The following is an 18,771-nucleotide window of genomic DNA, read 5'->3' as shown; positions in this document are numbered from 1 at the left end:
TGATCGCGTCTACACGGTGATTGCAGACCGGGCAATGCAGCGAGCCTCGCGGCCCGGTCTCGTGCTCTTTTTTGCCCATTCTTTAACAATAGTCGCTTATCGATGGATCGGGCATGATCGTGGGGCCTGTCTGTTTCTCAGGACGTCGGTGGGTCCGGCTGCTCGTCGGGCCCGGTACCGCTGGGGTCACCCGGCTGAGGGGTGTCGTCGTCCGGGCCGGGACCGACGGCCTGGTGATCACCGCTTGCGTCCTGAGGCCGATCGGGCTCAGGCGTGTCGGGCCGACGGATGCTGAGGAAGACCGAGGCAGCCAGGACGGCGACGATGACGGCCAGACTCACCGGGGAGGGGATCTCAGGGATCGCGGGGCTGATCAACTTGTGGGACGCCTGGAGGATGAGCTTGATGCCGATGAACGACAGGATGATGGCGAGGCCGGTATTGAGGTAGTGGAAGCGGTCCAGAAGGCCGGAGAGCATGAAGTACAGGGCTCGCAGGCCCAGAATCGCGAAGGCGTTGCTGGTGTAGACGATGAAGGCGTCGTCACTGACCGCCAGGACGGCCGGGACGCTGTCGACGGCGAAGATCAGGTCGGCTGCCTCGATCGCGGCCACCACGGCGAGCAGGGGCGTGGCGACGCGCTTACCGGCCTCCTTGACGAAGAACTTCGCACCGGCGTACTCGTCCCTTACGGGGATGACCTTCCTGAGGGCCCGGACGGCGAAGCTCCTGCCGGGGTCGAAGGTGTCCTCTTCCTCCTTGAGGAGCTTGTAAGTGCTGTAGAAGAGAACGGCGGCGAAGGCGAACAGGACGGCGGTGAAGCGGCTGACCACGGCGACACCGAGGGAGAGGAAGACGCCACGGAAGACCAGGGCGCCGATGACGCCGAAGAACAGGACCCGGTGCTGGTAGGCGCGGGGGACCCTGAAGTAGGCGAAGATCACGGCGAAGACGAACAGGTTGTCGACCGACAGGCTCTTCTCCAGTAGCCAGGCGGTGGTGTACTCGGTTCCCGCGGTCGTGCCGAGGACCACGAAGACGACGGCGCCGAAGATCAGAGCGAGGCCGACCCACAGCCCGCTCCAGGCGGCGGCCTCCTTGAACCCGATGACATGCGCCGTGCGGTGGGCCAGCAGGTCCACGGCCAGCGACACCACCACCGTGATGGCGAACGCTGCCCACAGCCAGAGCGGGACATCGAGCATGTCGGCCATTCCCCATGGCCGACGCCGCGCCGGCCCCTACCTTCGATTCTGCGGCATGGCACGTCTCGAGGCGCGGCCGACGCTGGATCATGGCGTGGACCGGGCCGCCGGCCGGCCGGTGCAAAGGTCTGCGGGCAGCGCCAGCCCCGGGATGCCCGGGTCGGTCTTGAGCTCGATGAAGCGCGACAGCCGTGCTCAGGAACACCGGACAGCGAGATCACTTACGGGACGGCCCTAGAGCGGGGTAGCCGCCTTGAGGATCAGGAAAAGCGTGACGGCCGAGTTCGCCGAGGAGAGTGCGGAGACCGTCGTGCCGGCCGCCGCGCCCCACGCGGCCAGGCCGGCGGTGGTGAACAAGGACGGCCAGAGGCGTGCGGCGGGAGCAGGGCCCATCAGGGCCGCGACGCGGCGCGGGACAGGTCCGGCCGAGGCGAATCCCGCGAGCGTCACGGACGGCGCGCCCCGGGAGACCAGCGCGGCCTTGCCGACCGCCCGGGCCACGGTGCGGCGGCTGCCGATCCGGGTGGCGGCCTCCTCGTCCGCCCACCGCTCGGTGGTGTACGTGACCGCCGTACGCAGGGGCCGCAGGAACGGGTTGGCCCGCGCGGCGAGCTGCACAGTCAGCAGGAATCGGTGGTGGCAAGCATCCAGATGGGCACGCTCGTGGGCGAACAGCGCTCGGCGCTCAGGCCCGGTCAGCGTGGCGAGCATCGAGGTCGTGACCACGACGCGGTTCTTCCGGCCCGGGAGGGCGTACGCGTACGGCGTCTCGTCGGGCAGCACCACGACCGATGTGGCGGGCAGGCCCGCCAGCGCCCGGCCGGCACGGTGGCGTACGCGGTGGCGCCGCCACGCCGTCCTGGCGCAGGAGGCGAGAACGGCGATCAGGGTGGGGATGGCGACCTTGCCCGCGACCTCGTCGTAGGGGACGGCCGCACGGACCTCAGGGTCGGACCAGCCGTCCGGCAGCGGGTTGCCAGGCAGTTGCGCGGTGCCGACGACCATCAGCAGTGCCAGGCACAGTGTGCTGCATACGGCGAGCACTCCCGAGACACCGGTCAGCAGCCAGGTGGCCATCCGCGGATGCAGGTGGTGCGCGGCAAGACGTGCGACCGGCCATGCCGTCAAGGGCAGGACCAGCGGCAGGAAGACGAAGACCCCCATGCCGTCAGCCTTCCTTCTCCTCGGGCTCCTGAGCCAGCAAGTCACGCAGCAGGCGCTCGTCCCGGGGCGAGAGCGCCGTCACGAAGCTGGCAAGCACTGCCTCCCGGTCCGCCTCGGCGTCCAGGACCTTCCGCATCCGGAGCGCCGCGAGTCCCGCCTCGTCGGCGACCGCCGTCCACTCGAACGACCGGCCCGCCCTCTCCCTGCTCACCGCACCCTTGATGTGCAGGCGCGTCAGGATCGTGATGACGGTCGTATAGGCGAGGTCACCGCCGAGGCGCTCCTGCACCCATCCTGCGGTGCGGGCACCAGGTGCCTGGCGCAAGGCGGTCAGCACCTGCGCTTCGAGTTCGCCCTGGCCCCGCCGCCGGGGAGGCGTGTCGCGCCCCTCCCGCTTGTGTTCCGTCATGCCGCCACCCTCCCGCCGACTCGTACCGCCATTGTGGGGCGGTTCATCGTACTGAGACGACACGGTCCTGCCCGCTTCTGTTTCTGTGGTGTTGGTGACGATGCCCTACGGCAAGGGGACGCGGACCACCGCGACACTCCAGCCCGGACGGTTCGGTCGAGCACACGGGCGACAACCTCACCGGCGAGGGCGACGGCGACGACGAGGCCATCAAGGTCGACCTGGCCGCCGTACCCGCCGACATAACGAAGATCGTCTTCCCCGTCTCCATCCACGACGCCGAGAACCGCGGTCAGAGCTTCGGCCAGGTCCGCAACGCCTTCATCCGCGTGGTGAACCAGGCCGGCGGCGCCGAACTCGCCCGCTACGACCTCTCCGAGGACGCCGCCACCGAGACCGCGATGATCTTCGGCGAGCTCTACCGTCACGGCACCGAGTGGAAGTTCCGCGCCGTGGGCCAGGGATACGCCTCCGGACTCACCGGAATCGCGACGGACTTCGGCGTCAGCGTCTGAGACACCGAGCCAGATGGCCACCCCTCCAGAGAGCGGAAGACAGTGTTCGGAATCAGCGAGATAGCGATCCTCCTGATCGTCGTCATCGTCTTTCTCGGCGCCAAGAAGCTGCCGGAGCTGGCCCGTAACGCGGGCAAGGCGGCCCGCATCCTCAAGAGCGAGTCGAAGGCGATGAAGAGCCAGGGCTCCGCCCAGGAGGCCACCTACCAGGTCACCGAGAGCCGACCGGTTCAGGACCCGGCTCAGCAAGGCACCTCCGGGACGCACCGCACCGACGCCTCACCCGGACCCACCACGGGGAGCGTCCGCCCCTGACAGAACCCCTGCCTGCCCGTCCCCCAGGGCGACATCGAGTCCTTCACCCTGGACTTCGTGCCGAAGGCGAAGAAGGCTCTCGGCTGCACGGGCCTGACGCACAAGCGAAGCGACCAAGGCACCACGTCGTAGGTGGCGCGACGCGGTGTGCCGGGGCCAGGCACTTTCGTCGGGTCCGTCGCACGGGACGGTGTCGGGCGGGCGCCGAGGGTGCCACCACCGGACCCCGGGGAGCACCTTGTCCAACCCGCCGCCAGCCGGAACACGCGCACTGTCCGTTCTCCCCTGTCTCGTCATGGCGATCACCGCGCTCGCCGACGTCACCGCCGGGCCGGACCGTCGGCCTGCTGCCCCTGGTCGCGCCGGGACCCGCCTTCGCCGGACTCACCGGCGGACCGCGCCGTACCGCCGCGATCGGAGCGATGGCCCTCGTGCTGTGCCTGGCGCTGGGCTGGCACGACGGTCTCTTTCCCGGGCGCCGCGGTACGACGGCACTGGTCTCGGTGGCCGAGGTCACCGCCGCCGGCCTGCTCGCGGCCGTCATGCGTGAGCGCCGCGAGGCCGAGCTGGCGAGCGTCCGCTCGATCGCCGAGGTGGCGCAGCGGGTCCTGCTCCGCCCTGTGCCCCGGACCGCCGGCGAGCTGAGTGCCGCTTTCTCGTACACGGCCGCCGTCGCCGAGGCACGCATCGGCGGCGACCTGTACGAGGTCGTCACGTCGCCCGGTGGTGTACGGGTCATCGTCGGCGACGTCCAGGGCAAAGGGCTCGACTCGGTCGAGGCGGCGGCCGACTTGCTCGGGGCATTCCGCGAAGCCGCCCACGACGAGCCCGATCTCACGGCGTCAGCACCCGGCTGGAGCGGGCCATGAACCGAGCCCTGAGCGGGGAGCGATTCGTCACAGCGGTGATCGCCGAGATTCGGGAGGACCGGACGATGGCTCTGCTCAACTAGGTCACCCCTCACCCCTGCTTGTCCATGCGGACGGCTCGGCGCAGTTCCTCGATCCGAAGAAGCGCGCACTGCCACTCGGGCTCGGCCTCCACGGAGCGGTGGGCCCCGAGATGTTGAGGACGGTGTTCCACCCCGGTGACCAGCTGCTGCTGTACACGGACGGTGTCACCGAAGCACGCGACGGCCAGGGGGAGTTCTATCCCCTTGCCTCCCGGCTCCATCTGCTGAAGGCCGACAGCCCGGAGCTCGCGCTCGACGCCCTGCACGGCGACATCGTCGCGCACGCCGGCGGGCCGCTCGGGGACGACGCGGCGATGCTGCTGCTGCGTTACCGCTCACACGAGACGACGAACTGAGCCGGTCTCGGCCCTCTCTACAGCAAGCGGTACAAAGGTCCGTATGCGAGAGCACAAGGAGACCGGCCCGGTCCAGGACGACATCGAGGCCGTCACGCGTGCGGTGCTGACCGCGTCGCGGCTGCTCGTAGCGCTATCGGCCCGGTCGCTCGCGACGGTCGAGGACAGCATCACCCTGCCTCAGTTCCGGATGCTCGTGGTGTTGTCCACTCACGGCCCGGCGAAGCTGGTGGCGTTGGCGGACCATCTCGGCGTGCAGCCGTCCACCGCCATGCGAATGGTGGACCGGCTGATCGCCTCCGGCCTGATGCACCGTCGGACGAACCCGGACAACCGCCGGGAGACCGAGCTGAGCCTCACCGAGGAGGGAAGCCGTGTCGTCCAGGACGTGACTGCCCGTCGGCGGGCGGAGATCACGGATGTCCTGCGGCGGCTCGAACCGGCCCGGCGGAGCGCCCTCGTGGAGGCGCTCGACGCCTTCAACGCGGCAGGACAGGAACTGCCCGTCGACGAAGGCGGCATGGGCCCTCATCCCCTCGGCTGGACCGATCCGGTGGACGGCACACGGTAGGACCGTACGACGGCGAGAAAACAGACCACGGCGAACGCGAAGAGGAGCAGCACGGACGCGACAGCGCCCCGCAGCAGGTTGCCGGGCCCGGCGACACCTCGCGGGGCCACCCTGCCCGCCGGGTCGTAGACCATGCCGATCAAGTCCCCGGGGGTCACCGAGGGGCCACAGCCTCTCCACAGCCTCGTCTCGACCGGAGAGCCGTCCTGCCGCCGGACGGAGCAGTAGTAGGCGGGGTTGCCCGCCGGCTCGTACGCGACTGTGGTCACGACGACGTCCTGGGTACGTCCCGCCCCGGTCAGCACCGCCTCCGCCGCGACACCGGCAACACCAGTGGCGAGCAGGGCACCGAGGACCGCGAGGACCGCGACGAACGCCTCGACGAGTAATACCAGCCACCCAGCTGTTACCGAACCGAGCCGCCAGGCACTCGCCCTCGCGCCAGGAGAACCGTCAGATGTCCCCCGCACCTCGACGTCCCCGCCCTCCCTCAGGCTGGAGGCGCCGCCTCGCCCGGCTTCCGATCCACCTCTAACGAGGCGGGCGGGCTCGGCCCTCTCTTCGGAGGGAGACTGCTCCTTCTCATCCACACGGGCCGAAAGTCGGGCCAGTCGCGTGAGGTGGTCCTGGAAGTGGTCGACCGCGACCACCTCCACGACACCTGGACCGTCGCCTCCGGCTTCGGTCCGGATGCCCAGTGGTACCGGAACCTCCGCAGCACTCCTCAGGCGACGATCCAGTTCGGACGCCACTACCAGGTGGTCACCGCGCGATTCCCCGCCCCGGAGGAAGGAGGTCGGATCTGGCCGAATACGCCCGCCGGCACCCCCGGGCCGCACGCGCGCTCTGCCGCTACATGGGCTTCACGGTCGACGGCAGCGAGGCCGCCTACCGCGCGGCGGGTGAGCAGATCCCGTTCGTCCGGCTGGAGGCCGCCGACCGCTGAGGCGTCTCACGGCTGTGCGGAGGGTGCGTACGTCGGCGGTTCGTACGTGTACGTGGGCGGGTTCCAGGTCGGCGTGGGTGACGGAGCGAAGGGCCCGGCACGGTTCTCCATCATCACGAGCATGAGGATGGCGAAGACCGAGCTGGCGATGATCAGCCCGAGGCCGATGGGGTTGCGGGGGTTGTAGGTGTAGCGGTTCGTCCCCCATGAGCTCTTCTTGAAGACGGGCTCGTCATCGTGATTCACAGGACGTTCCTCCGTAGTCGGGCATCGAGATGGTCAGCGGAAGTGGGCGAGCAGCGTGGCTGCTGTGACCGTCCCCAGCAGACTCGGGTGGCCGTCGCCGTCGTACTCGACGACGGCGGCGACGGGGCTGCCGCTCCGGGCCATGACGGCGGCCATCTGCAGGGGTGAGGCGTGCGGGCTGACGAGGGCGAGGGCGGGACGCCGCCGGGGCAGGACATCGGCGACCGTCAACGCGGCCATGTTCTGGCGGACTTCGCCGTCGAGGCGGCCGGCGAGCACAGCGGCACGCAGAGGGTCTTCACGCACCGAATCGGGCAGCATCCCTGCCAGGAGGTGATGCCCTTCCATGAACGCGATCGGATGGCCCTCCCGCGTCACCACCAGGAGGGCGAGCGCCTCGTCGCCGGCCAGGAGCTCGGCGGCTCGGAGCACGGACTCGTCGGCGGACACGGAAGCGCAACGGCGAGCGAGGTCACGTGCGTGCATGAGTGCTCGCTTCCGTGGTGGTGATCGTTGCGCGTGTCGTTGCCCCCGCGCCGCCGGCCTCGACGAGGTCGTCCACGTGGAACAGGCGGGCAATCGGGACGTCCGTACTGCTGTGGGCGATGATCGAGAAGGCGATGCAGACGGCGATGAGGGTGTACGCCTCCTGGCCCTGCGGGACGCCGGCCTGGAGGACCAGCAGTCCGTAGACGACCGAGGCGAATCCCTTCGGGCCGAACCAGGCCGCGACGAGCTTCTCCCGGCGGTCGATCCTCGTGCCCAGCAGCGACAGGAGCAGTGACGCGGGGCGGATCAGCACGATCGCGAGGATCACCGCCACGTACCCGCCGAGAGACAGGTCCCCGAAGAGCTGCGGGGTGAGCAGCGCCCCGAACACCAAGAGAGCGGCGAACTTGGCGAGCTCGGCCAGCGACTCGCCCAAGGGCTCGAACGCCTTCTGGGACTCTGGCGAGACGGCTGCGAGGACCGCCCCCGCGGAGAAGGCGGCGAGGTAGGGGTTGGCGTGGGTGAGGTGGCAGGCGGCGTACAGGATGACGCCGATGGCCAGCGGCAACAGGGGCTGGAGCTTGGGCTCGGCCCCCAGCAGCCGGAACCTTACGAGCCCGCTGACGATCAGCGGCATCAGGACACCGAATACGAGACCAAGGCCCAGCTCCAGGCCGATCATGCCGAGGGACGCCTCGGCATGGGGCGAGCTCGGACCGGCTGCGGCGATGAGGATCAGGACGACTGGCAGCGCGAGTCCGTCGTTGATGCCGCTCTCCACGTTGAGCAGTTCACGCAGCCGGGCCGGAACCTCCTTGCGCCCCACGATCGCCGAGGCGAAGACCGGGTCGGTCGGCGCGAGGACCGCTCCGACGAGGAACGACGTCGTCCAATCCAGGCCCACCAGGTAGTGGGTGATCAGTGCCGTGCCCACGAACGCGAGTGGCATACCGAGGCCGAGCGCGCGGGCGGGGTTGCGCCAGTTGGCCCGGAGCTTGGCGAAGGAGACGTGCATCCCGTCGGTGAACAGGACGGCGAACAGCGCGAGGTCGGCTGTGACCGACACGATCTCACTGTCGGGAGTGATGTGGATCAGCCCGAGGAATCCGTCACTGACCAGCGCCCCGCCGAGGAGGAAGAGCAGCGAGGTCGACAGGACGGTACGGGCGGCGAGCCCGGAGAGCAGGACCGCGATGAGGAGCGCGGCCCCGAAGACGACGACGAGCACCATGGCAGAAGTCCCCCGATCGACACGTAAGAACAGAGAGAGCTCTCCCCCTGCTTCGCCGACCAGGCTTCCCGGCACACCGCTAGCGACCTTATGCGCTTCTTACGCGATGTTGACAGGTCCTTGACGGGCAACCGGAGGCGGTTGTGCTTGCCGGAAGGCGGCAATGTGCCACTGGTTCGGTCCTCACCGGGGGCGGCCCAGCGATCCTCGACAGCCGCCGTCGAGATCGTCCCCCGATGTCTCCGCCCCCCCGAAGCCCCGGAACAGGGCCCCGCCTTCGAGTACGAGCAGCAGCACTCCGAGGGATACCGTCACGGAGCCGCTCGCTTCGTGTCATGGCCGGGCAGCGAGGCCGGCGACCAGCAGTCCGGCGAGGACCGCCCACGGCATGCTCGCAGGGCCTATCGACGCCCAGCCGATCGCGCCGAGAACAGACCCCGTGAGCGCACCCACTGCGAGCGCCCGAGGCTCGCGGAGGAACGCCCACTGCCGTGCCCCGCTCCCGGGAACTCTCAGCTCGTGGACGGCCGTACGAATGACCAGCAGGGCGATGATGATCGCCACTCCGAGCACTGCGGATCCCACAGCCGCTACCCTCCGTTCGCCGCACCGGTGCGCGAGCCGGTCTGGTAGATGTCGGGGATGCCGTCGGCGTCCTCGTCCCGTTCCTCCTCCTCCCACAGACGCCGGTAGATGCGGTTGCGGCGGCGCAGGAGGACGGCTGCGAGGACCGCGGCGATGAGCGAGGCGACGAGGACGGCCGCCTTGATGTGCTCGGCTTCGGCCGGTTCGGGGAAGGCGAGTTCGCCGATCAGGAGGGCGACGGTGAAGCCGATTCCGGCCAGGGTGGCGAGTCCGAAGACATCGGCCCATGCCAGCTCAGGGTTGAGCTGCGCTCTGGTGAAGCGCGCGGCCAGGTAGGTGCCGAGGAAGATGCCGAGGATCTTGCCCGCGACGAGGCCGACGACGACCCCGAGGGGCTCGGGATCGGTGAAGACGTGGGTCAGCGCGGCGCCCGAGATGCCGACGCCGGCGGCGAAGAGAGCGAAGAGGGGGACGGCCACGCCCGCCGAGACGGGGTGGACGAGGTGCGACACTCGCGCTCCCGGGGAGGCTGTCTCACCCTTGTCGCGGGTGGTGCGCAGGATCAGGCCCATGGCCACGCCGGCGACGGTGGCGTGGACACCGGAGTTGTACATCAGCGCCCAGATCGCGATGCCGAGTGGCACGTACCACCACCAGCCGCGCACCCGGAAGCGCTGGAGGGTGTAGAAGAGGGCGAGCCCGGCGAACGCGCCGCCCAGCGCCCAGAAGTTGAGGTCCGAGGTGAAGAAGATCGCGATGATCAGGATCGCACCGAGGTCATCGACGACGGCTAGCGTGAGCAGGAACGCCCTGAGCGCGGACGGCAGATGGGTGCTGATGACTGCCAGGACCGCGAGCGCGAAGGCGATGTCGGTGGCCATCGGCACGGCCCAGCCGTCGAGGCTTCCGCCGCCCGCGGCGGCGGTGAGCGCATAGAGCGCCGCGGGTACCGCCATGCCGCACAGGGCCGCGACGACGGGGAGGGCGGCGGTGGCGGGGGTACGCAGTTCGCCGACGACGAGCTCGCGCTTCAGCTCGATGCCCGCGACGAGGAAGAAGACCGCGAGGAGGCCGTCGGCGGTCCAGTGCCCGACAGACAGGTCCAGGCCCAGCGCGGGGATGCCGAAGTGGAAGTCCCGTACGGACTCGTACGCCTCGCTCCACGGACTGTTCGCCCACACCAGCGCGACGACGGCCGCCGCGAGGAGGACCAGACCGCCGACGGTCTCCGTGCGCAGGGCTTCGGTGACGGCCTGACGTTCGGGCCACGGCAGCAGTCCGAAGATGACTTTGCGGGGGCGTGCCTGAGTCACGGGAAGGGACCTCCGGGGCATGTCGGCAAACGGGCACACAGGCCCTCGGACGCCGACCAGACTTCCCGGCACACCAGCATCGTGTTGATGCGTTCTTAACACCCTATCGGGTGGCCGGGGGTCCCACCAGGCGTCTCTCACCTGCTGGAACGCTGGAACGGGGCGAGAGGGCCCGTCCCCACCAAGGCGCGAGGTGGGAGCGGGCCCTCTCAGGAACCGGGCCGCCGGGGGGCGGTCAGACGGTGGTCTTCACCGGCTCCTGGTCTTCGTCCTCGTCCGTGTCGAGACCGGCGTCGCGCTTCTTCACGAAGGCGAGGAACGAGTTCAGCTCCCGCTTGACGACCGGGGCGAGGAGGTAGAGGCCGATGATGTTGATGACGGCGAGCATGAAGAGCACCGCGTCGGCCATGTCGATGAGGGTCTGCAGGGTCAGCAGCGAACCGGCCACCGCGAAGAGCGTGTAGAGGACCTTGAACGTGAACTCACTGGCCTTGGAGCGGCCGAAGAGGTGGGTCCACGCCTTCATGCAGTAGTAGCCCCAGGTCAGCACGGTGGAGATCGCGAACAGCATGACCGCGATGGTCAGGATGTACGGGAACCAGGGAAGGACGGTGGCGAAGGCGTCGGAGGTGATGGTCACGCCGCCGATGGAGTCACCGCCCTTACGGACCTCGACATAGCTGGCCGGGTTGGCGATGACGATGGTCAGCGCGGTCATGGTGCAGATGACGACCGTGTCGATGAACGGCTCGAGCAGGGCGACCAGACCCTCGCTCGCGGGGTGCTTGGTCTTCACCGCGGAGTGGGCGATCGGGGCGGAGCCGAGACCGGCCTCGTTGGAGAACGCGGCCCGCTTGAAGCCGATGATCAGCGCGCCGAGGACACCGCCGGCGACGCCCTGAGGGTTGAAGGCGCCCTCGATGATCGTGGCGATCGCGGCGGGGACGGCGGTGACGTGGACGGCGATGACGACGAGGCAGGCGGCGATGTAGATGCCCGCCATGGCGGGAACGAGCTTGCTGGTCACCGAGGCGATGGAGCGGATGCCGCCGAGGAGCACGATGCCGACGAGGGCGGCGATGAGGATGCCGAAGAAGAGCGCGCCGGCGGAGGAGCCCAGGGCGCCGTTCTCGCCGCCGGTGACGGAGACGAGCTGGGCATAGGACTGGTTGACCTGGAAGAGGTTGCCACCGAACAGGCCGAAGAACAGGATCATGAACGAGGCGAGCACGGCGAGAACCTTGCCGAGCGTCTTGCCGTTCTTACCGAAGCGCTCGGCCAGGCCCTTGGGCAGGTAGTGCATCGGACCGCCGGAGACGGTGCCGTCGGCGTGGACCTCGCGGTACTTCACACCGAGGGTGACCTCGACGAACTTCGTCGCCATGCCGAGCAGGCCGCAAAGGATCATCCAGAACGTGGCGCCGGGGCCACCGATGGAGACGGCGACGGCCACACCGGCGATGTTGCCCAGTCCGACCGTGCCGGATACGGCGGCGGTCAGCGCCTGGAAGTGGTTGACCTCACCGGCCGACCCCTTCTCGTCGTACTTGCCCCGCACCACGTTCACGGCGAGCTTGAACTTGCGCAGCTGCACGAGGCCGAACCAGCCAGTGAAGACCAGACCGGCGACGACGAGCCAGGCCACGATGAGGGGAAGCTCCGTACCACCGACAGGGACGGAGTAGAAGACGACCTCGCCCAGCCATTTGGCTATGGGCTCGAAGAAGCCGCTGACGGCCTCGTCGACGGACTGGGTGAAGGAATCGAGTGACACGATGGGGACCTCAGTAACGCAGGACCGGCGTGCGGGAGGCTTCGCCGGTGGATGTGCGGGCTTTGAGCGAACGCCGTTGTCCGATCGGCGACCCGAGGGTCGACGTCCACGAACTCGGAACGTGATCACCTTGGTCGTGCTGCCGGTGCGTGCCGGCACTGCGCAGGAGCGGCGACGAGCGGTTCCACCTGCGAAGTTGCGCTTTCCTACCACGACATCCGCCACAGGCAGCGTGACGGACGTCACATAACGCATGGTGATCTTCGAAAGTCCCAGCAAGCGTGACGTGACCGTTATCCGGACACGGCGTCCGTTCACAGTGCATTTATCTCCGCAGGTCAGGAGCTTGAGTACGTAACACCCCTGTTCACGAGGGATGGCCCGCAGACAGGCGTCCACGGCTCGGCGGGAACGGCGCGCGAGCCTGGTCTAGCGTGGAAGTGACGCACCGCAACTGCGACAGACACCCCGCCTGGCCGCAGACAGTTCCGTCGGGCGGTGTGCTCGATCGGCAGGTGAGGTCCATGACCAGCACAGCCGGCGTGTCCGGTGCCGGAACCCAGGATTACGACGTGATCGTGGTCGGCGCTCGGTGTGCGGGTGCCCCGACCGCCATGCTTCTGGCCCGCCTCGGTCACCGGGTACTCCTTGTCGACCGGGCGACGTTCCCGAGCGACACCATCTCCACCCATCTGATCCATCCGCCCGGCCTGGCCGCGCTCCAACGCTGGGGACTGCTGGACCGAGTGGTCGGAACGGGCTGCCCCGCCATCGACATCTATGCGTTCGACCTGGGCCCCTTCGTCATCGCCGGGTCCCCTGCCGGGGAGGGCTTCGACGTCTCCTACGCCCCACGCCGCACGGTCCTGGACAAGATCCTCGTCGACTCCGCCGCAGAGTCGGGCGCCGAGGTCCGAGAGGGGTTCACCGTCGAGGAGATCCTCTTCGACGGCGGGACGGTCACCGGAATCAAGGGGCACGGCAAGGACGGCAGGACCGCCACCGACCACGCACGGATCGTCGTCGGTGCGGACGGACTCCACTCGACCGTCGCAAAGGCAACGGCCGCCTCAGGCTATGCGGAGAAGCCGAAGATCAACGCGTACTACTACACCTACTGGGCCGGCCTGCCGATGTACGGGCAATTCGAGGCGTTCGACCGCGAAGACCGCGCCTTCGCCGCATGGCCCACCAACGACGACCTGACGATGGTCATCTGCGCGTGGCCCATGCGCGACTTCGAGGCCAACCGCGGCGACATCGAAGGCAGCTACCACGCCACACTGGCCCGCGCGCCGGCCTTCGCCGAGCGGGTCTCGAAGGCCACTCAGGCCGAACGGTTCGTCGGCATGGCCATCCCCAACTACTTCCGCAAACCCTACGGACCCGGCTGGATCCTCGTCGGAGACGCCGGGTATCTGAAGGACCCCATCACCGCCCAGGGCATCCAGGACGCCTTCCGGGACGCGGAGCGGTGCACGCGGGCCCTCGACGACGTGCTCGCCGGCCGCCGGCCTTTCGACGAAGCCATGCGGTCCTGCCAAGAGGCAAGGGACTCCGAGGTCATGAGCATGTACGAGTTCACGGCCGAGTTCGCGACGCTGGAACCACCGCCCCCCGAGATGCAGGAGCTGCTCCTCGCCGCGTCCCGCAGCCGCTCGGCACAGGACGAGTTCGCCCGAGTGACGGCCGGCGTGACGCGGCCGGAGGAGTTCTTCGGACATATGCAGGAACGCATGGAGCATCAGGCACCTCACGCTGCCTAGCGGGAAGCTTCTGCCGGTCCTGCCGCGTGCCTTCCTACCGGACGGGCGAGCAGATGGCGCGGGTCCGTCGCCCGGGTGATCGCCGTTTCGACGGCCGTGATGCGGTCGGCGAGCAGGCCGAGGGCGGCGACCGCCCGGCTCAGCGGGTCCTCTCCGGCGCCGCCAAGTACCTGGGTGCGCAGGTGGGCGGTGGTGACCTCCGACCAGCGGGCGGCCTGCGAGGTGGTGAGGGTGCCCCGCAGCGCGGCGAGCTTCAGGAGGTTGGCCTCGGCCTCGGTGGTGAGCGTCTGGGCCTCGGCGGTGTAGTGGTCGTCGATCACGGCGGCGAGTTCGGCGGTGTTCATGGCGGGTGAGATACGGGCCGCGATCTTGTTCATGTTCCGGTACGAGCCCTGGAGCCGGAACGCCGGTTCGGTGCGGGCGTCGTCGGACTGGGCGGCGGAGGCGATGTAGGCCGCGTTGACGGCGAGGACGGTCTCGCGGGCGGTCAGCAGGTGGCGCAGGACGGCGAGGACGCGGTCGAGTTCGGCGGGGGCGTAGGGGTGCACGAGCCCGTCTCGGCGGGCGGCCGGGTCGCCGTCGGCGAGGCGCACGAGGAGTTCCAGGTCGGTCCGCTCGCGGCCGGCGAGAGGTGCGAGGACCGGGTTCGAGGTGAGGGCGTTCTCGACGAAGCTCAGTGCGAAGGGTTCCTCCTTGCCTGTGAGGACGTCGCCGAGGTTCCAGACATCGGCGCGGTTGGCGAGCATGTCGGGGACGCGGAAGAGCCGGCCGGACTCGGTGTAGGGGTTGCCGGCCATGCACACGGCGAAGCGCTTGCCCCGCAGGTCGTGGCCGTTCAGGGTCCGGGTCGCGTCGCAGAGGGGAATGAACCTCTGCAGGAACTCGGGTGACGTGTGCTGAATGTCGTCCAGGTACAGCAGGACGTTGTTGCCCGCCTCCAGGGCGAAGGCGATCTTCTCCAGCTCCCGACCGGCGGCGGCGCTCCGGGCCTCGGCGGGGTCGAGCGAGGTCGTGTCCTGGCCGAGGGCGGGACCGTCGACCTTGACGAGCAGCAGGCCGAGGCGGTCGGCGACGTACTCGATCAGCGTCGTCTTGCCGTACCCGGGCGGCGAGAGGAGCAGCAGCAGACCGCTGTTGTCGGTCCGCTTGGCGTCACCGGCCGCGCCGAGCTGCTTGGCCAGGTTGCCACCGATCAGGGGCAGGTAGACCTCGTCGACGAGCCGGTTGCGTACGAACGACGACATGACCCGCGGACGGTACCCGTCCAGTCGCAGCCGACGGCGCTCGGCGGCGGCGAGGGCGGTCCGCTGCTGCTGGTACGCCCGGAAGCCGGGCACGAAGCGGTCCGCGAAGGCCGCCGTACGCGCCAGGAACTCGTCCAGCCGCAAGGGCAGCGTCCGGTCGGTGATTCGCGGGTGTGTGCCGAGCAGGCCGGTGACCCTCGCGACCGTCGTGCCACGCGCGTCGTAGCGCTCCAGGTCCGGACACAGCTCGATCGCGACCGCCTCGGCAAGGTCGCCGTCCTCGATCTCCTCGCCGCAGGCCGCCGCGTAGGACGTCAGCCAGCCTTCCACCACCTGCCGCCGTGCGGACAGGTCCCCGAGAGCGGCAAGGTCGTCGTCGTACATGGGGCTTCCGACGGCCCGGCGGAACTTCTCCAGGAACGTGCGGGCCGACTCGGACACAGCAAAACCGGCCGGGGCGGCGGCCAGTTCCTCGAAGAGGTACGCGGCGGCTGCGGCGTCTCCCACCTCGGCGGCGAGTTCCGCCCGGGCGGTGTCGATCGTGGGGGCGAGTCCGAAGGTGTCGCGGGCCCGGACCAGCGAGGCGGCACGGCGGGTCCACGAGGCGCGGGACTCATCCGTGGTGCCGTGTGACCAGAAGATCTGCGCGGCGGCACGTGCTGTGGCCGGGTGTCGGAGGAGTCCGGCGTTCTCGTGCAGTCTGAGTAGTGCGGTGAGGATCGCTGCCGCGTCGTGGTCGTGGACGCCACGCTCGTACCCCTCGTCGTAGGCGGCTTCGGCAGCCTGCCGGACGAGTGCGGGCAGATCCGCACCCGAGAGGGCGTCGGGTCCGTGCTCGGTGAGCAGTCGCGCGGCCAGGTGCTCGGCGCGGTAGACCTCGGACGATTCGGAGGGCAGCGATCGGTCCCAGTACGGCCGGGTCTCGGCGAACTCCGGGTCGGTGACCGGCGCGCGGTAGTCGGTGCCGGTGAGGGCGAACGCGAGCGTGTCCTCGTACGGTACGAGGGTCAGTTCGGGTGTCTGCCGGTTGACGGCGAAGGCGTGCCGGCCGAGGCGGATCGTGTCTCCGCCGTCCACGTACAGCTCGGTGCGGTCCCGCAAGGCGCGCCCGGCCTCCTGCCGGGCGGCCGCGAGCCGGCCGTCGAGCTCCTCGGCCCGTACCTGGTCGTCGAGTGCGCGCAGCTCCTCCGATGTGCGGCGGACCTTGGCGACCATGGGGTCCGAGGCAAAGTACGTGTGGACCGCGTCGAGGCTTTCCAGGGACGAGGCCCGGCGGTTGACGGCCTCCAGGACCCGCGTCGCCGAGTCCGCGAGCTGCTGGGCTCGGCGGGCTCGGGCGTCCTGGAGGGTCTGCCTGCGCGCCGAGAACGCCTCGTACACCTCCGTGCGCTTGTCGGCGATCTCGCCGAGGAAGCCGTCGTGCTCGGCGAAGCGCGACTCCAGGTTCTCCAACTGAAGCAGGAGGCGTGCGAGCTGGTCGTCGCAGGCCGAGGGGGTGTCGGCGGATGCCAGCGCGCCCGTGACCGTCTGGGCGAGGAGCGCGAACTCGGCGGCGAACTCGGCCTGTCCCTCCTGAGCGAGGAGTTCCCGGCGACGGGCGGAGAGCACCGCCCCCGCCCGGTTCGCCCCGCCCAGCACCTCCGCGATCCGCTCCAGGATCGCGGTGCGGACCGTCGCGTCGCCGATGTCGAGGCCGGCGACGACCTCTGTGAGCGTCTGGAGCCCGGTGGTCAGTGCCTCCAGCCGATCGGTGACCGGGCCCGCACCGGCGACGGTGGCGATCGCCTCGGCGTCGGCGGTGAGCCGCTCGACCTCTCCATGGTGACCGGCGAAGGAGTCCTCGCGCCCGAGGAACGCGACGGCGCGCTGCGCGGTGGAGGCGATGTCGGCTTCGACGTCCCCGGCCAGAACGTCGATGCGCTCCGTGTCGGCGTACCGCATCTCCTTCAGGGTCACCAGGTGGCCCTGCGCCTGCCGGAGTTCGGTGACGCGGCCGATCCACTCCTGGGCGGAGGCCGGCGCCTCGCCCCGGATCCGGCGTACCAGTCGGGCGATGTCCGCGGCCGACTCGGCCAGCGCGTCGGCGGCCTGCCGCGTCAGGGTCTGTACGGTCTCGAACTCGGCCAGCACCTGCTCGGCGGTGGTCCGCACTTCGCGCAGTGGGGTGAGCAGGTCGCCGGCCTCCGGGGCGCTGAGCCAGTGGTGCTGGTCGGTGGCGCGGGTGCAGGCGGCGAGCAGGGTCTCGTACACGCCGCTGGTCGGGGTGGTCTCGGTGACCTGGCGGGCGACGGACAGGCAGTCGGAGATGCCGCGCACCAGGTCGGCGTTGCCGATCCGGGCCAGCGGGCCGTTCGCGGAGGGCGCGACGTGGGTGGCGGAGACGTACGGGCTCTGCCAGATCTGCAGCGGGTGCACCCGCGTGGGCGCGTACGCCTCGCCGCGCAGGACCACCAGCGCGCCGTCGTCGAAGAGGGCGTAGCCGCGGCAGGAGAGCGGCGAGTCGATCTCCTTGCGGATCAGGTTGTACGGGAGGAGCAGGTTGCGGCCCTCGGCCCGGGCGTGGAACGCGTACAGCACGTCCTCGCCGTTCGGCGAACGCACAGCGCGCTCGAACTCCAGGTCGTCGGTGTCCGCGTCGAAGGTCTTCACCGCGCCGGTGGCCAGGCAGTACCCGCCGGGGAAGACGATGCCCTGGTCCTCGGGCAGCCGTCGGCAGGACTGACCGATGCCGTCGAGCCGGACCACGGTCTTCGTGACCGTGTTGAAGACCAGGTGGCGCCGCGTCTTCTCCTTGTACGGGCGGATACGCAGGAGGATCAGCGTGCCGACCGTGACGTGGGCGACCTCGGCATCCGCGAGGGACTGGAGCGGCTCGTCCACGGGCTCGGCGTAGATGCCGTCCCTGGTCTCGGTGTCGTTCTCCGTCTTGAGGGTGAGGGTCCCGCCGACGATGGAGACGAAGACCGTCCCGTCGATGGAGACGTGCGGGTGGCGGCCGAGGACGTGGTCGTCGCGGGTCGTCTCGGTCCACTCGAAGTCCTGCGGGGCGGGGAAGGCATGGTCGCGCTCGCCTCGGGCGTCCAGGAACTGTGCTTCGCCGGACGGGGTGAGGGTCCAGCGCAGCACGCGGATGTCGTCGGCCTGCTCGCCGATCTGGAACACGGCGAGCAGCCTGCCGTCCACATGGCGAAGCTGGAGCAGCCGCGCGCCCTGGTAGTACCGGTGCAGGGCCGAGAACTCGCGGATGAAGGCCGGGTCGTCGAGCAGGCCGGGGACAGCGCCGTCGGGGAGCCGGTTCAGCTCTCGGTCGTGGAGGGCGAGCACGTCACCGACGGCCTTCTCGGAGGTGAGGCCCGTGGAGGCATTGTAGGCGAAGAGCAGACGGTCACCGATGGCGACGATGTCACGCGGGACACAGTTGCTCTCGGTACGGATCCGTTCGGTGCCGGTGAGGGTGAGGTCGGTGGAGCCGAACTCCGTGACACGGGCCGTGTTCAAGATCTCCGCGCGACGGGCCAGCTCGGCGGCCTGCGCTCCGAGCCGGTCGCGCAGCACCTCGTACGTACCGGCGTCCAGCGTGGTCTCCATACCGGTCTCCATCTGCTCCAGCTCCTGTGTGTGCAAGGTGATTCAGGTGGCTGAGCCGCACCCCCGTGGCAGCTCAGCCACCTCCGACCGCTCCCCCGTGGG

At 69.6% G+C, this 18,771-nt stretch carries 14 protein-coding genes and 3 pseudogenes; 6 read left to right on the top strand and 11 right to left on the bottom strand.

Annotated elements, in window-relative coordinates:
- Positions 1–137 precede the first annotated feature (137 nt).
- From ACZ3OF_RS02810 to ACZ3OF_RS02800, 3 genes are all read right to left on the bottom strand, one after another.
- Complete coding sequence (locus ACZ3OF_RS02810; protein WP_361666587.1) at positions 138–1,205, bottom strand: TerC family protein; 1,068 nt, start codon at positions 1,203–1,205, stop codon at positions 138–140.
- A 234-nt stretch (positions 1,206–1,439) separates the two neighbouring features.
- Positions 1,440–2,369 (bottom strand): M56 family metallopeptidase, encoded by a 930-nt coding sequence (locus tag ACZ3OF_RS02805; RefSeq protein ID WP_361757003.1) that lies wholly within the window; start codon positions 2,367–2,369, stop codon positions 1,440–1,442.
- A 4-nt stretch (positions 2,370–2,373) separates the two neighbouring features.
- Positions 2,374–2,778 (bottom strand): BlaI/MecI/CopY family transcriptional regulator, encoded by a 405-nt coding sequence (locus tag ACZ3OF_RS02800; RefSeq protein WP_361666591.1) that lies wholly within the window; start codon positions 2,776–2,778, stop codon positions 2,374–2,376.
- A gap of 140 nt (positions 2,779–2,918) precedes the next feature.
- Here ACZ3OF_RS02800 and ACZ3OF_RS02795 point away from each other — a divergent pair.
- The 4 genes and pseudogenes from ACZ3OF_RS02795 to ACZ3OF_RS02780 all read left to right on the top strand — a co-directional run.
- A pseudogene (locus ACZ3OF_RS02795) lies at positions 2,919–3,293 on the top strand (TerD family protein); the annotation flags it as partial.
- Positions 3,294–3,335: 42 nt separating this feature from the next.
- Entirely contained in the window at positions 3,336–3,608 is a 273-nt protein-coding gene (locus ACZ3OF_RS02790) for a twin-arginine translocase TatA/TatE family subunit (protein ID WP_361756994.1), read from the top strand.
- Positions 3,609–3,903: 295 nt separating this feature from the next.
- Positions 3,904–4,916 (top strand): annotated as a pseudogene (locus ACZ3OF_RS02785) (PP2C family protein-serine/threonine phosphatase).
- 43 nt (positions 4,917–4,959) lie between these two features.
- Complete coding sequence (locus ACZ3OF_RS02780) at positions 4,960–5,487, top strand: MarR family winged helix-turn-helix transcriptional regulator (protein ID WP_467302285.1); 528 nt, start codon at positions 4,960–4,962, stop codon at positions 5,485–5,487.
- On the opposite strand, the gene ACZ3OF_RS02775 is transcribed toward ACZ3OF_RS02780, so the two are convergent.
- Positions 5,445–5,957: a hypothetical protein gene (locus ACZ3OF_RS02775; protein WP_467302283.1), complete on the bottom strand. Its 513-nt coding sequence runs from the start codon at positions 5,955–5,957 to the stop codon at positions 5,445–5,447. The genes ACZ3OF_RS02780 and ACZ3OF_RS02775 overlap by 43 nt on opposite strands.
- On the opposite strand from ACZ3OF_RS02775, the pseudogene ACZ3OF_RS02770 reads away from it, so the two are divergent.
- Positions 5,945–6,433: pseudogene (locus ACZ3OF_RS02770) on the top strand (nitroreductase family deazaflavin-dependent oxidoreductase). The gene ACZ3OF_RS02775 and the pseudogene ACZ3OF_RS02770 sit on opposite strands and share 13 nt — an antisense overlap.
- Before the next feature lie 6 nt (positions 6,434–6,439).
- Here ACZ3OF_RS02770 and ACZ3OF_RS02765 read toward each other — a convergent pair.
- The 6 genes from ACZ3OF_RS02765 to ACZ3OF_RS02740 form a co-directional block, all read right to left on the bottom strand.
- Positions 6,440–6,679, bottom strand: a complete 240-nt coding sequence (locus ACZ3OF_RS02765) for a hypothetical protein (protein ID WP_329113317.1) — start codon at positions 6,677–6,679, stop codon at positions 6,440–6,442.
- Between the two features lie 33 nt (positions 6,680–6,712).
- Entirely contained in the window at positions 6,713–7,165 is a 453-nt protein-coding gene (locus ACZ3OF_RS02760; protein WP_467302280.1) for a CBS domain-containing protein, read from the bottom strand.
- Entirely contained in the window at positions 7,152–8,399 is a 1,248-nt protein-coding gene (locus ACZ3OF_RS02755) for a cation:proton antiporter (RefSeq protein WP_467302278.1), read from the bottom strand. Before ACZ3OF_RS02755 ends, ACZ3OF_RS02760 begins: the two co-directional genes overlap by 14 nt.
- A gap of 333 nt (positions 8,400–8,732) precedes the next feature.
- Entirely contained in the window at positions 8,733–8,984 is a 252-nt protein-coding gene (locus ACZ3OF_RS02750; RefSeq protein ID WP_361666602.1) for a hypothetical protein, read from the bottom strand.
- Between the two features lie 5 nt (positions 8,985–8,989).
- Positions 8,990–10,318 (bottom strand): Na+/H+ antiporter NhaA, encoded by a 1,329-nt coding sequence (nhaA, locus tag ACZ3OF_RS02745; protein WP_467302275.1) that lies wholly within the window; start codon positions 10,316–10,318, stop codon positions 8,990–8,992.
- Positions 10,319–10,532: 214 nt separating this feature from the next.
- Positions 10,533–12,071: an alanine/glycine:cation symporter family protein gene (locus ACZ3OF_RS02740; protein WP_361666605.1), complete on the bottom strand. Its 1,539-nt coding sequence runs from the start codon at positions 12,069–12,071 to the stop codon at positions 10,533–10,535.
- Between the two features lie 524 nt (positions 12,072–12,595).
- Between ACZ3OF_RS02740 and ACZ3OF_RS02735 the strand changes: the two genes are divergently transcribed.
- The gene (locus tag ACZ3OF_RS02735) at positions 12,596–13,837 is read left to right on the top strand and encodes an NAD(P)/FAD-dependent oxidoreductase (protein WP_361666607.1); all 1,242 of its coding nucleotides are present in this window, start codon (positions 12,596–12,598) and stop codon (positions 13,835–13,837) included.
- On the opposite strand, the gene ACZ3OF_RS02730 is transcribed toward ACZ3OF_RS02735, so the two are convergent.
- Entirely contained in the window at positions 13,834–18,681 is a 4,848-nt protein-coding gene (locus ACZ3OF_RS02730; RefSeq protein WP_467302821.1) for a DNA repair ATPase, read from the bottom strand. The genes ACZ3OF_RS02735 and ACZ3OF_RS02730 overlap by 4 nt on opposite strands.
- Positions 18,682–18,771: the final 90 nt, after the last annotated feature.

The organism is Streptomyces sp. NPDC022552 (genome assembly GCF_055561875.1).
Note: the sequence above shows the minus strand (reverse complement) of the source record. Positions and strands in the feature narration are given on the sequence as shown.